Here is a 12,626-nt window from a genome sequence, read left to right on the forward strand (position 1 = left end):
GAGTGAGGGAAGACCTTATTTCGCCAGCCGCCCCTCGGCCTTGTCGCCGGGGAAGACGATGTCGCTATCGGGCTTGTTGGCCTCCAGGCCGGGGTAGTCCAGGCGGCGCAGGACGTGGCGGATGATGTTCAGCCGGGCCTTCTTCTTGTTGTCCGTCGCCACCACCGTCCAGGGCGCGTAGTCGAGATGGGTGCGCTTCAGCATCTGATCGCGGGCGTCGGAATAGGCGTCCCAGCGAGCCTGGGCCTCGGCATCCAGGGGCGAGACCTTGAAGCGCTTCAGCGGGTGATCGCGGCGCTGCTCCAGACGACGGGCCTGCTCCTCGCGGCTGATGTCCAGCCACAGCTTGATCAGCAGGACGCCGGACTGGGTCAGCATGCGTTCGAAGTGCGGAACGTCGTGCAGGAAGCGCTCATGCTGTTCGGGCGTGCAGAAGCCCATGACCGGTTCGACTCCGGCGCGATTGTACCAGGAGCGGTTGAAGATCACGATCTCGCCCGCCGCCGGCAGATGGGCGGCGTAGCGCTGGAAATACCACTGGGTGGTCTCGCGCTCGGTCGGCTTAGGCAGGGCGACGACGCGGGTCTGGCGCGGGGCCATGTGCTCGGTCATCCGCTTGATGGCGCCGTCCTTTCCAGCCGTGTCGCGGCCCTCCAGGACGATGACGACCTTCAGGCCCTGCTCGATGGCCCAGGCCTGGCTTTCGACCAATTGAATCTGCAGGGCTTCCAGGGCTTCGTCGTAGTCGATCTTGGCCATGCGCTTTGCGTCCTTGTGTCGCGATAGGCCTACATTGCGGCGAATTCACTGGCGTCGCCAGAGGCGGGCGGCAGGCTGGGCTCGCAAAGGAGCATGAAATGATCGATCGCCGCAAAGCCCTCATCGCCGGAGCCGCCGTGGCGGCCGGGTCCGGCCTGGCCGCAGACCCGGCCGCCGCGCAGGCGGAAACTGCCGGGCGCGACGCCGCCTTGGCCAGGGCGTTCGAGCAGGTGAAGCCGGTGGCCCTGGCGGGCGGAATCGCGACGCGACAGGGACTGGCCTGGTCGGGAGCGACAGGCCTGCGCCGCGCGGACGGCGAGGCTGTCGTGAACGCCGGGGATCGCTGGCACCTGGGCTCCAACACCAAGGCGATGACGGCCGCGGTCCTCGCCCGGTTGATCGAGCAGGGGCGGGCGCAGTGGGCCATGCCCCTGGCGGCGGCCTTCCCCGGCATGACCATGGATGCGGGTTGGTCGGGCGCGACCCTGGACGACTTCATGTCCCATACGGCCGGGCTGAAGGACGACGCCGTCATGGGCATGGCCTGGCTGATGACGGCGCGGGCTGACGCCAGGTCCCTGCCGCAGCAAAGGCGGGCCATCGTCGAAAAGGCCCTGGCCGCGCCGCCGTCGGGGACGCGCGGGACCTTCGAATACGGCAACGCCAACTACGTCCTGATCGGGGCGGCGATCGAGGCGATCACCGGCCGGTCGTGGGAGGATGTCATGCAGGCCGAGATGTTCGCGCCGCTGGGCCTGGCTTCGGCGGGCTTCGGCGCGCCCAAGGGCGACAACGCCTGGGGGCACCGCAGGGTCGGGGCGACGGCGACGCCTATGGATCCCGAGGACTCCGGCTCGGACAATCCCCTGGCCCTGGGGCCGGCGGGGACGGTCCACATGTCGGCTGCGGATTACGCCCGCTTCCTGAAGGTCTTCCTGAACGAGGGCGACGGCTGGCTGAAGCCCGAAACCGTCCGACGCCTGATCACGCCCGCCGAGGGGCAGGCCTACGCCTGCGGCTGGATCGTTCTGCCGCCCCAGCCCTGGGCCAAGGGGGCGGTCGTGGCGCATGAGGGATCGAACACTATGTGGCACGCCATCGTCATCGTCGATCCGGCGGGCGGCCAGGCCGTCATGGGGATGTCCAACGAAGGCGTGCGCGGCGGGCCGGCCTGCCAGGCCCTGGCCCTTGGCCTGCTCGGAGCCTGATCAGGGAAGGCCGTTTCGCCGTCTGATCTTAACCAAGCCCTGCGGCGATCGGATTCGCTTTACAGTTGACGACTTGTGGATAGTCGGGTGACAACATCGCCGCAGTCCGGATTTCACGTGGGGTCCAAACCCGCGTCTCGCTCCTTCGCCTGAACGAGCTTGTCCCAGATGGGCTGACGGGTGCTCCCGTGTGGACGCCCGCCTGGCAAAGCGCGTTTACGGAGACGCAGATATGGCGACCGGCACGGTCAAGTGGTTCAACCCCACCAAGGGCTACGGCTTCATTCAACCCGACACCGGCGGCTCGGACGTTTTCGTCCACGTCACGGCTGTTCAGAAGGCCGGTCTGGCCGGTCTGGATGAAAACGCCAAGGTCGAATACGAGCTGGAAACCCAGCGCGGCAAGACCTCGGCTGTGGACCTCAAGGTCCTCTAAGGCCCTGGAGCCTACGGGTTCCGACGATTGAAGACGCGGGGGGCGACCTCCGCGTCTTTTTTGTGCGCTATCGCTTGCCGCGCGGCGGCTCGCTGCTTGAGCGCGCGGGGTTATTCGCGGCGTCGGGCTTGAGCGTGGCGGCGCTTGAGGATCAGAAGCCCAGTTCGACCTTCAGGGCTTCGGCCGTCATGCCGCTTTCGCGCAGTTCGGCCAGGGTGACGGAGCGGTCGCGCTTGGCGTAGCGGCGGCCGTCGGGGCCGGTCAACAGGCGGTGGTGGCGATAGACGGGCTCGGGCCAGCCCATCAGGGCCTGGATCAGGCGCTGGACATGGGTCGCTTCGAACAGGTCCTGGCCCCGGATCACATGGCTGATCCCCTGCAGGGCGTCGTCATGGGTCGCGGCCAGATGATAGGCGGTTCCGGCGTCCTTGCGCGCCAGAACGACGTCGCCCGCCGTTTCTGGCCGGGCGCGGATGCGGCCTGTCTCGCCGTTCGGGCCCTGGCCCTCCTCGAAGAAGCTCAAGCCGTCCCAGGCCTCGCGGCCCAGGGCCTCGCGCGCCCGATCCAGCGACAGCCGCCAGGCGAAGGCTCGTCCCTCGGCCGACAGCCGGGCCTCTTCCTCGGCAGGATGCGGGCCGGGGCGGGCGGCTTCGACCGGTCCATGCGGCGCATCGCCGATGGCGTCGAGAATTTCCTTCCGTGTACGGAAACAGCGGTACAGAAGACCACGCGCGGCCAGGGCCTCGACCACGGCGGCGTAGTCGGCCAGATGATCGGACTGACGTCGCACAGGCGCTTCCCAGCCCAGACCCAGCCAGTCCAGGTCTTCAAGGATTCCGACCTCGAACTCGGGTCGACAACGCGTCGGGTCGATGTCCTCGATCCGCAGCACGAACCGGCCGCCGGCCGCCCTGGCCGCCATCCAGGCCGTCAGGGCCGAAAAGGCGTGGCCCCTATGCAGTCGGCCGGTAGGGGAGGGGGCGAAGCGGGTGGCGAACATGGCTCGAGTTGGGTTTGCGGCTGTTGGTTGATCCGACATCTGTGCGGGCGGCAGCGCGGCGACTCGGATGGAGTCTGAATTTATTGCATTGATTTTTAACAAATTAATTTTTTATATCAACGATATTCAAGCCTGAGTGTCGGGCTGTCTCATTCTCTCAGGGTTCGCTTTTGGGCGATCGCTTGTTGGAGAGAATATCTTGAAGTCACATTTTCAGTACACCCGGGCCGCAATGTTCGCTGGCGGCGCCCTCGCGGTTCTCGTGAGCGCTGGTCCCGCAGCGGCGCAAGCAACGCCGACTGATTTCCTGACGCAGATGGTCTGCGTGGACGCAAACGACACGGCGATCAGCGCGGACCCCGTCGGCTGCCCGAACTCGCGCAGAAAGCTTCGTGTCGGCGAGGCCTTGCCGTATCACAAGATCGACTTCCTGGACGTCCAGATCAGCGACTCCTACCCGATCGCCGACACGGCAGGTGTGTCGCGCGGCGTCCAGACCTACTTCTATGCGTCGGAGATCAATGACGATCCCCTGTTCCCGGGGATGGTCAACTTCAACGCAGAGCACGGCGGCTACAACATCCTGGGCGCCGACGCTCAGAATGTCTTCTTCCGCGGCACCTTCGATCCGAGCGGCGGTTGGCAGCCCTGGTGGACCTCCGACTGTCGGGCGGCGGGCTGGAAACTGTTCCCGAACTCGTCAGCGGCCTTCGCACAGGGCGGGTCCGCGTCCCCGACGACCTATGCTCCGGCCTGCCCGGGGCAGATTGCGACGTCCGCAGCCACGGTGGATTGGGATTGGGTTCCGTCCCAGACCTATGCGACGGGGAAGACGATGGACACGATCCGAGTTCATCATTTCGCGCCCAACAGCGATGCGGTCGAGGTCAACTACTTCACCCGCGAGTACGGCGTGACCCGCTGGGAGGCCTGGCGATTGGGCACGGGGCAGACGCCGCAGCTCATCAAGGACCAATGCCCGAACAGTCTCTATGACGCTCAGATGCGGAAAAAGGCCTTCTATCTCGCCGACTGTCATGACTGGTCCAAGGTCGTGCCGTTGACGACGCCGTGGCAGCCGGCGGGCGTGTCGCCGGTCGACAGTCGTGCCCTGACCTGGCCGGTCGATCCGCTCTACACCTCGCGGAACCACCTTGCGAACACGCATGTCGGCGGCCCCTACGCCTATCCGGGCTCCAGCTCCGTCTGCCAGCTTTCGCCCTGGACGACCATCAATCCGACATCGAGCATGACGATGGGGTGGCTCGCCGGCGCGCCGTGGAGCACCAACGGCAACTGCACCATGACCTTCAAGGTGTCGCAGGTTCCGAACGGCGAGGTCGTGGCCCAGACCATCCCCAAGCCGAACGTCGCCGGGGCGCTGCGGTACGGGGCGATGATGTTCGCGCCTGACTGGCAGGCGGGGCAGCCGAAGCCGGCGGTTCAGGTCCAGGTGATCGAACGCGACAGCACGGGCGCATTGACGGGATCGGACCTGATGACGGTCGAGCTGACGAACCAGCCGCAGACCTTCCAGAAGGCCTTCACCCCGAATGCGAACACCGACTATCTGATCTTCGCCCTCTATCCGCTGACGGCGAACAGTCGCTATGCGGCGACCGGAGCCTATGTGGCGAAATAGAGCAGTCCAGCGCGGCCGGGAGATGTCCCGGCCGCGCGTTCGCATCGGGGATGGCGGTTTCCGGACATGGACCGCCTTGTCGCCGGACAAAGCGCTTTCAAGCGAGGGCGGCCTCAGCCTAGCATGGCGACATGCCCGTCGCTCCTTCCTCCGTCGCCCTGGCCGCTGCGCGCGAAGCCCTGGCCGCCGCCGATCCGGCGCTGGCGCGGGCGCACGCCTCCACCCCCGTGTTCGAGTGGCGGTTGCGGCCGGGCGGCTATGAAGGCCTGTTCCGCATGATCGTGGAGCAGCAGGTCTCGGTGGCCGCCGCCGCCTCCATCTGGAAGCGGACGGTCGAGGGGCTGGGCGGGACGGTCACGCCGCACGCCGTGCTGGCGCTGGATGTCGAGACCCTGCGCACCTTCGGCCTGTCGGGTCAGAAGGCGAAATACGGCCACGAGATCGCTCGCGCCCACGCCGAAGGCCGCATCGACTTCAATCATCTGGAACGACTGGACGACGCCGAGGCCGTCGCAGCCCTCGTCGCTATCAAGGGCGTCGGCAAATGGACGGCCGAGACCTTCCTGATGTTCTGTGAGGGACGTCTGGACGTCTTCCCCGGCGGGGACGTCGCCCTGCAGGAGGCGATGCGCTGGGCGGATCGCGATGAGACGCGGCCGAACGAGAAGCAGGCCTACGCCCGCGCCGAAATCTGGCGGCCGCATCGCGGAGTCGCGGCGCATCTGCTGTGGGGATGGTATGGAGGGGTCAAGCGCGGCGATATCGCGCTGGAGGACCTCTGACTTGACGCCTATCCAGCCCGACCTCGCACGGCCCGAAACCGTTCTGCCCCTGCTGGATTTCGCGGGTGTGGCCGTCTTCGCCGCCACCGGCGCCCTGGCCGCCGCGCGTGAGAAGCACGACCTCGTCACCTTCGCCTTCTTCGGGGCCATCACGGGCGTGGGGGGCGGGACGCTGCGCGACCTGCTGATCGGGGCGCCGGTCTTCTGGGTGCAGGACTGGCGCTATATCGCCGTCTGCCTGGCGGCGGCGGTGGGCTTCTGGATGCTGGGCGCGCGCAGCTGGCGTTTCCGGGCCCTGCTGTGGCTCGACGCCGTGGGGCTGGGCGCATACGGCGTGATGGGGGCGGCCAAGGCGGCCTCATACGGCGTGTCGCCCCTGATCTGCATCGTCATGGGCACGGTGACGGCCTGCTTCGGCGGCATCGTGCGCGACGTCCTGGCGGGCCAGCCGTCCATCCTGCTGCGACGCGAACTGAACATCACGGCGGCGCTTCTGGCCGCCACCCTCTTCGTGGTGTTGAAGGCCCTGACGGTTCCGACCTGGCCGGCGGTCGGGGCGGCGGTGGTCGCCGGTTTCGCCCTGCGGGCCGGGGCCCTGCTGTGGGGATGGAGCCTGCCGGGTTTCCCCAGCGCGCCCAGCCGATATTGAGCTCCTGAGAACGACGATATAAAGCTGAGCGGCGCCGGGCTTCGCCAGCGCTGTTCAACCGATATCGAGGTCCTGATGAACGCGATCCCCGCCGCCTATCGTGACGCGCCCCAGTGGCCCTTCGGCGACAGCCCTGAGCTGGCCGACGAACTGCTGGCCCTGGTGCTGGCGGGCGGCAAGCGTGCGACCTGTTCGTCCCTGGCGTCGTGCGAGGCCGACATCATGCCGACCGTGGGCGAGATCAGCGTCATCCTGGACGGAGCGGGAAATCCGCGCTGCGCCATCCGCACGACCGAGGTCGAGATCATGCCCTTCGAGGAGGTCAGCGAGGACTTCGCCCGCGCCGAGGGCGAAGGCGATCTGACCTATGAATGGTGGCGCGACGCGCACGAGGCCTACTACCGCCGCGAAGGGACCTGGGCGCCGGGCATGAAGGTGGTCTGCGAACGGTTCGAGCTGGTCGAGGCCTTCTGAAAGCAGCGTCACGAAAACGCTGCGCGACGGTCATGGCGATGAGCGGGAATCAGGCGTAGGCTTTCCCTGCAAGACTAGGGAAGGAGACGTGTCCTCACTCCTGTCGCCTCGATATCCCCCCGCGTGAACGGGAGGGCCCGATGCAGGTCCTGACCCGCCCTCCGTCCGGTTTTCCCGCCCTGGTGCTGAACGCCGACTTCCGCCCCCTGTCCTACTACCCCCTGTCGATCTGGCCCTGGGAAGAGGTCGTGAAGGCGGTCTGGCAGGAAAGGGTCGATGTGGTCGCCGTCTATGACAAGGTGGTGCGCAGCCCTTCGCTGGAGATGCAACTCCCCAGCGTCATCTCCCTGAAGTCCTATATCGACCAGGATCGCCAGCCGGCCTTCACCCGCTTCAACGTCTTCCTGCGCGACGGCTTCGCCTGTCAGTATTGCGGACGGTCCTCGCCGGCCCAGGACCTGACCTTCGACCACGTCATTCCCCGCGCCCAGGGCGGGCGCACCACCTGGCGGAACATCGTCGCCGCCTGCGGCCCCTGCAATCTGCGCAAGGGCGGCCGTACCCCCCAGCAGGCCGGCATGCCCCTGATGCGCCGCGCCGCCCACCAGCCCAGCAGTTGGGAGTTGCAGGAGGCGGGCCGTCGCTTCCCGCCCCATTATCTGCACCAGAGCTGGCTCGACTACCTTTACTGGGACATTGAACTGGAGCCCTGACCGCCTTGACGGCCGCCCGCCTCTGAGGGACAGTCCCGTCCAGCTAACACTGGTCCGGGGAGGGGCCATGGGTAAGCGATCATTGCAGGAAGCGCAGACCGTCGATCTGGATGCGGCCTGCCGCGAGCACGCGGCGGGCCTGCGCGCCATCACGCGCAAGGTGCGTGATGATGAAGCGGATCTGGCCCAGGACGCCTGTTTGAAACTGGTGGAGACGGCGCGGCGCGAGCCGGTTGCGGCGCCGGCGCATCTGCTGTTCCGCATCGCCCGCAACCTGGTGATCGACCGGATGCGCAGCCGCGGACGGGCGGCCCGCCTGTTCCAGGAGGCGACCGCCTATGAGCAGCAGCCTTCCTCGGCGCCGGACCCGGAGCGGGCCCTGCTGGCCAACGAACGATTGCGCCGGGCCCTGTCCGTCATCGACGGCATGCCGGACCGACGACGCGAGGCCTTCCTGCTGCACCGTATCGACGGGCTCAGCTATCCGCAGATCGCACGTCGCATGGGCGTCACCGTCAAGGCGGTGGAGAAGCATATCTCGGCGGCCATGCTGCAGCTGGCGCGCGGCATGCGAACAGATGACGGCGACGACTAGGGCGTAGCGCTGTTCACTCGTCTATGGTTGTATCGTTTCAACCTCCCCGGTTTCGCCCACGTTCTTGTGCATGATTGTAGACGACGACATCGAACAAGAAGCGGCCCAGTGGTTCGCGGCCCAGCGCCGCGGTCCCATGCCTCTGGACGAGCGTCAGGCCTTCGACGCCTGGCGCGCGGATCCCGTTCATCAGGCCGCGCTCAATCGCATGCACGAGGTCTGGGGCGAGGTGTCCAGCGTCGGGAAGATGGGCGTCGCAGCACGTCGCCGCGCCTTCCGGCCGAACCGCGCCGCGATCGCCGCCGTCCTCGTCCTGGGCCTGGCCGTCAGTCTGGGCGCGGGCGCCTGGTGGCGGTTGGATCGCCAGACCGCCCAAACCGGCGTCGGGGAGCAGCGCAGCCAGGAGTTGTCGGACGGCAGCATCATGGCCCTGAACGTCGTCACCCAGGCCCGATACGACATCAATGCCCGCGAGCGCGTCGTGCATCTGAACGAGGGCGAGGCCGCCTTCGTCGTGCGCAAGGATCCGGAGCGGCCCTTCCTGGTGCGCACGGCCGGCTATGAGGTGCGGGCCGTCGGCACCGCCTTCAACGTCCGCAATCGGGACGAAAGCCTGGACGTCGCCGTCAAGGAGGGCGTGGTCCAGGTTCGGCGATTGGACGGCGGAGGCAGGCCGGTCCTGTTGCGCGCTGGCCAGCGACTGCACGTCAAGAATACGTCGAGCCCGCCGCGCACGGACCTGAAGGTGACCCAGGTCGCCGCCGGCTCCGTCGATGAATGGCGTCAGCGCGTCCTGACCTATGAGGACGCGCCGGTCAGTCAGGTCGTCCGCGACGTCAACCGTTTCTATGAGCGGCCGCTTCTGGCTGATCCGATCCTGGGACGCCGCCATGTGACCCTGCGTCTGGTGATCGACGACCGTGCGGACACGGTGAAGCGGTTGGCTGCGCTGCTTGGGGCGGAGGTGCATGACGCCGGCCGCGAGGACGCGCTGAAAGCCGCCGCCTGACGGCCGCGTTCGGAAAAATCTTCATGCTTCGGTAGGGTGTCTGCGGGGCGGGAACGTCTACCTCCCAAACAACCATCTCTTGGGAGGGAGAGGCACATGGAAGCTCGGCCTACGCCTGTTCGTTTTTCGCGTCTGCGCATGTTGGCGGGGGCCGGTTGCGCCGCCCTCTTGATCGCGGTCTCGGCCGTCGACGGGGCTGCGGCCCAGTCCGCCCGAGCCAACTTCAACATTCGGTCCGCCGCCCTGTCGCAGAGTCTGCTGGAATTCGGACGCCAGGCCGGGATCTCCGTCGCCGCCGATCAATCCCTGACCGCGGGCCTGCGCGGCACCGCCGTCTCGGGCGAAATGCCGGTGGGTGAAGCGCTGGACCGCCTGCTGGCGGGCACGGGGCTAAAGGCCGAGTTCGCCGGTCCCAATGCTGTTCGCCTTGTGCGCGCGGGCCAGGGGGACGCGGGGGGAAACGACCTCAGACCGTCCGGCCAGGACGGGGGACAGGACGCGACCGCAGTGGCCGACGTCATCGTCACGGCCCAGAAACGTGAGGAATCCATCCAGGACGTGCCGATCGCCGTCTCGGCTTTCTCGGCGGAAACCCTGGATGCGATGAAGATCGAAGGCGGGTCGGAACTGCTGCGCGCCATCCCGAACGTCAGCTTCTCCAAGGCCAACTTCAGCATGTACAATTTCTCGATCCGCGGGATCGGGACCAAGGCCGTGTCTGCATCCTCGGATCCGGCCGTGGCGGTCAGCTTTAACAACACCCCCCTGATACGGAACCGTCTGTTCGAGCAGGAATACCTGGATGTGAACCGGGTCGAGGTTCTGCGCGGGCCTCAAGGCACTCTGTACGGGCGCAACGCCACGGCAGGCGTGGTGAACATGATCCCCAATCTGCCAGGGCCGGACTTCGAAGCGATGTTGAAGGCGGAAGCGGGGAATTATGGCTCCATGCGGGGTCAGATGATGGTCAATATTCCGCTCACCGACACCTTCTGGGTGCGGGCGGCAGCGGCGGTGACGAAGCGAGATGGCTTTGATCACAACACCTTTAACGATACGTGGGTAAACAATCGCGACCTATATTCGACCCGTCTGTCAGCGATGTGGGAGCCTAGTGATCGGCTCAATATCAACCTGATTTGGGAGCATTTTGGTGAAGACGATAATCGTTCCCGTACAGGAAAGCAGCTCTGCACCCGTGATCCAGGTCCGACCCAAATTGGATCGTATGCTGTAACGAGTAAAGTTATCCAAGGCCGTCTCAGTCAAGGGTGCCTTCCAGGTTCGCTATATTCAGATGAAGCTTATGGAACTCCCAATGGTATGGGAATGGCGCAGGTTTGGGCCGCCAGTGGAGTTCTTTACGGTGCTCGTCCCACTGGAAATCAGTATGTCGCTGTAAATGGCATAGATCAAAATATAGATCCCTATTCAGGTGTTGTTCAGTCCAGAAATTTGAGAGAAATATCTACAAGCTATGATCCAAAATTTATAGCAACAAACGACGTCTATCAATTAAATGTAAATTTTGATATCAGTGAAAATCTAAAATTCATATCGCAAACGTCATATAGTAAGGATGATTTTTGGTCGTCTCAAGATTATATGAGATTTGCTTCTAATGAAATTATAAATAATAGTGATAATTTGGTTGATGCTGTTTATTTGAGGCCGATACAAAATTCCCTGTCGGCCCCAGGTGGGGTATTTACAGACCCTCAACTCGGGCCATCTAGAAGGATGCTTGCTGCAGATTTAAGTAAATCAGACAATAGTCAATTGTTTCAAGAGTTCAGGCTGCAATCAAATTTTAATGGCGTGTTCAATTTTAATATAGGCGCAAATTATCTTAAATTTGATACAAAAGATGATTATTATGTATTCAATAATCTTTTCACTATGGTAGCTCAGTATTTTTATAATGTTGTTCTCCTTCCGGATGGAAGTAGAGTAACTAGCAATTGTACTGATGGTAAAAAGGCTGAGTGTGTTTATGTGGATCTTTCTCCTATGAGTAATTTGTCTGGAGATGGTCATAATTATTTTAGAAGTAAAAATGAAGTCTCAACTAGATCGTGGGGCGTATTTGGTGAGGGGTATTACAATATTTCAGATTCCCTTAGATTGACTGCCGGTTTGAGATACACGAACGATAAAAAGACATCGACTCCGTACCCTACGCAGCTATTGCTAGGCTCCAAAGATGATGGGCAGCCTGGGCCGGCGACTGGTGGGGCTGTATCCAGGGGGTTCCCCGCGTTGCCGGACATACGTCAGTCGTGGGGCGCGGTCACTGGCCGCTTGGTTCTGGATTGGAAGCCGTCGGATAATCTGATGGCTTATGCTTCCTATGCTCGTGGATATAAGGGGGGTGGATCGAATCCTCCCCGAGCCGATTTGGATCCGCGTGTGGTGCAATATCATCCCCTAGCAGAAACATTCGATCCAGAGTATCTCAATGCATTTGAACTTGGCATTAAATCAAAGCTTTATGATGAGCGTGTACGTTTTAACGCGACGGCTTTTTATTATGACTATAAAGATTACCAAGTTTCACAAATTGTGGACAGGATTTCTTTAAATGAGAATTTTGATGCTGTAATTTATGGGTTAGAATTTGAAGCAAATTACAATGTAACTCCGAAGTTTAGAATTGATGCAAATGTTGGATATCTGCAAACTAGGATAGATGATGGTGAGGGCTCTATTGATGTAATGAATAGAACTCAAGGTAATGATGATTGGGTTGTTTTGAGGCCATGGGTTCAGGTTCCATCCAATTGTGTTGCTCCGGCTAATATTGCTGAAAAAATATTAAAGTCAGCTTATCCGGAAGCCTTTAAGCTAAATGCTCTTCAGGTGCTTTGTGGGGGGTCGGCTCGATTGGGATCTTTTGATCCCGCTATGGTTGGTGGTTTGCCATTCTACAGGTTATTTGGCGTAGAGTATAATCCGCTTCGGGATGCTCCTAATCGTGGGCGCGGCTTTATGGCTGATCTGGGTGGAAATGAACTGCCAAATTCTCCGAGGTGGACTGCAAGCGTTGGTGCTCAATACGAGTGGAATATTGGGCATCTCGATATTACTTTAAGGGGTGATTATTATGCTCAGGCCGAAAGTTATTTTCGGGTATATAATACAGAGTTTGACAGAATAAAATCATGGAATAATGCAAATGTATCATTGAGTGTTGAAAATAGAAATAGTGGAGTGATGTTCAATGCATACATTAAGAATGTTTTCGACAATTCTCCAATTGTTGACGCCTTTGTTAACAGCGATGATACGATGTTAACTACAAATGTATTTACTCTCGATCCAAGAGTTTATGGATTTTCAGTAACTGCTAAATTCTAGAA

12 protein-coding genes are annotated in these 12,626 nt (G+C 62.3%); 10 read left to right on the forward strand and 2 right to left on the reverse strand.

Features of this window, described 5'->3' with window-relative positions; all coding sequences use genetic code 11:
- Positions 1-15: 15 nt before the first annotated feature.
- Positions 16-759 carry a polyphosphate kinase 2 gene (ppk2, locus tag ABIE19_RS01890; RefSeq protein WP_354087416.1) on the reverse strand — a complete coding sequence of 248 codons (744 nt, stop codon included), beginning with the start codon at positions 757-759 and terminating at the stop codon, positions 16-18.
- Between the two features lie 98 nt (positions 760-857).
- On the opposite strand from ppk2, the gene ABIE19_RS01895 reads away from it, so the two are divergent.
- A complete protein-coding gene (locus ABIE19_RS01895) occupies positions 858-1,967 on the forward strand; it encodes a serine hydrolase domain-containing protein (protein ID WP_354087417.1) in 1,110 nt (369 codons plus the stop codon).
- A 232-nt stretch (positions 1,968-2,199) separates the two neighbouring features.
- The gene (locus ABIE19_RS01900) at positions 2,200-2,403 is read left to right on the forward strand and encodes a cold-shock protein (RefSeq protein ID WP_354087418.1); all 204 of its coding nucleotides are present in this window, start codon (positions 2,200-2,202) and stop codon (positions 2,401-2,403) included.
- A gap of 151 nt (positions 2,404-2,554) precedes the next feature.
- Here ABIE19_RS01900 and gluQRS read toward each other — a convergent pair whose 3' ends face one another.
- Entirely contained in the window at positions 2,555-3,403 is an 849-nt protein-coding gene (gene gluQRS, locus ABIE19_RS01905; RefSeq protein WP_354087419.1) for a tRNA glutamyl-Q(34) synthetase GluQRS, read from the reverse strand.
- Between the two features lie 325 nt (positions 3,404-3,728).
- Here gluQRS and ABIE19_RS01910 point away from each other — a divergent pair, with 325 nt between their 5' ends.
- From ABIE19_RS01910 to ABIE19_RS01945, 8 genes are all read left to right on the forward strand, one after another.
- The gene (locus tag ABIE19_RS01910; RefSeq protein WP_354087420.1) at positions 3,729-5,045 is read left to right on the forward strand and encodes a hypothetical protein; all 1,317 of its coding nucleotides are present in this window, start codon (positions 3,729-3,731) and stop codon (positions 5,043-5,045) included.
- 131 nt (positions 5,046-5,176) lie between these two features.
- Complete coding sequence (locus ABIE19_RS01915) at positions 5,177-5,827, forward strand: DNA-3-methyladenine glycosylase family protein (protein ID WP_354087421.1); 651 nt, start codon at positions 5,177-5,179, stop codon at positions 5,825-5,827.
- A 1-nt stretch (position 5,828) separates the two neighbouring features.
- The gene (locus tag ABIE19_RS01920) at positions 5,829-6,476 is read left to right on the forward strand and encodes a trimeric intracellular cation channel family protein (RefSeq protein WP_376855284.1); all 648 of its coding nucleotides are present in this window, start codon (positions 5,829-5,831) and stop codon (positions 6,474-6,476) included.
- A gap of 75 nt (positions 6,477-6,551) precedes the next feature.
- Positions 6,552-6,950 (forward strand): ASCH domain-containing protein, encoded by a 399-nt coding sequence (locus ABIE19_RS01925; RefSeq protein ID WP_354087423.1) that lies wholly within the window; start codon positions 6,552-6,554, stop codon positions 6,948-6,950.
- A 140-nt stretch (positions 6,951-7,090) separates the two neighbouring features.
- Positions 7,091-7,663, forward strand: a complete 573-nt coding sequence (locus ABIE19_RS01930; RefSeq protein ID WP_354087424.1) for an HNH endonuclease — start codon at positions 7,091-7,093, stop codon at positions 7,661-7,663.
- A 67-nt stretch (positions 7,664-7,730) separates the two neighbouring features.
- Complete coding sequence (locus tag ABIE19_RS01935) at positions 7,731-8,258, forward strand: RNA polymerase sigma factor (protein WP_354087425.1); 528 nt, start codon at positions 7,731-7,733, stop codon at positions 8,256-8,258.
- 70 nt (positions 8,259-8,328) lie between these two features.
- Positions 8,329-9,267 carry a FecR family protein gene (locus tag ABIE19_RS01940; protein WP_354087426.1) on the forward strand — a complete coding sequence of 313 codons (939 nt, stop codon included), beginning with the start codon at positions 8,329-8,331 and terminating at the stop codon, positions 9,265-9,267.
- Positions 9,268-9,363: 96 nt separating this feature from the next.
- Positions 9,364-12,624 carry a TonB-dependent receptor gene (locus ABIE19_RS01945; RefSeq protein ID WP_354087427.1) on the forward strand — a complete coding sequence of 1,087 codons (3,261 nt, stop codon included), beginning with the start codon at positions 9,364-9,366 and terminating at the stop codon, positions 12,622-12,624.
- Positions 12,625-12,626 lie beyond the last annotated feature (2 nt).

The sequence above is a fragment of the Brevundimonas faecalis genome, assembly GCF_040549405.1.
In the GTDB taxonomy this organism is placed as follows: domain Bacteria; phylum Pseudomonadota; class Alphaproteobacteria; order Caulobacterales; family Caulobacteraceae; genus Brevundimonas; species Brevundimonas faecalis.

Excerpts from the sequence above, each read along its gene's own strand:
- ABIE19_RS01915 (WP_354087421.1), top strand. The coding sequence starts at position 5,177 with ATGCCCGTCGCTCCTTCCTCCGTCGCCCTGGCCGCTGCGCGCGAAGCC.
- ABIE19_RS01925 (WP_354087423.1), top strand. The coding sequence starts at position 6,552 with ATGAACGCGATCCCCGCCGCCTATCGTGACGCGCCCCAGTGGCCCTTC.
- ppk2 (WP_354087416.1), bottom strand. The coding sequence starts at position 759 with ATGGCCAAGATCGACTACGACGAAGCCCTGGAAGCCCTGCAGATTCAA.
- ABIE19_RS01940 (WP_354087426.1), top strand. The coding sequence starts at position 8,329 with ATGATTGTAGACGACGACATCGAACAAGAAGCGGCCCAGTGGTTCGCG.
- ABIE19_RS01895 (WP_354087417.1), top strand. The coding sequence starts at position 858 with ATGATCGATCGCCGCAAAGCCCTCATCGCCGGAGCCGCCGTGGCGGCC.
- gluQRS (WP_354087419.1), bottom strand. The coding sequence starts at position 3,403 with ATGTTCGCCACCCGCTTCGCCCCCTCCCCTACCGGCCGACTGCATAGG.
- ABIE19_RS01945 (WP_354087427.1), top strand. The coding sequence starts at position 9,364 with ATGGAAGCTCGGCCTACGCCTGTTCGTTTTTCGCGTCTGCGCATGTTG.
- ABIE19_RS01930 (WP_354087424.1), top strand. The coding sequence starts at position 7,091 with ATGCAGGTCCTGACCCGCCCTCCGTCCGGTTTTCCCGCCCTGGTGCTG.
- ABIE19_RS01900 (WP_354087418.1), top strand. The coding sequence starts at position 2,200 with ATGGCGACCGGCACGGTCAAGTGGTTCAACCCCACCAAGGGCTACGGC.
- ABIE19_RS01935 (WP_354087425.1), top strand. The coding sequence starts at position 7,731 with ATGGGTAAGCGATCATTGCAGGAAGCGCAGACCGTCGATCTGGATGCG.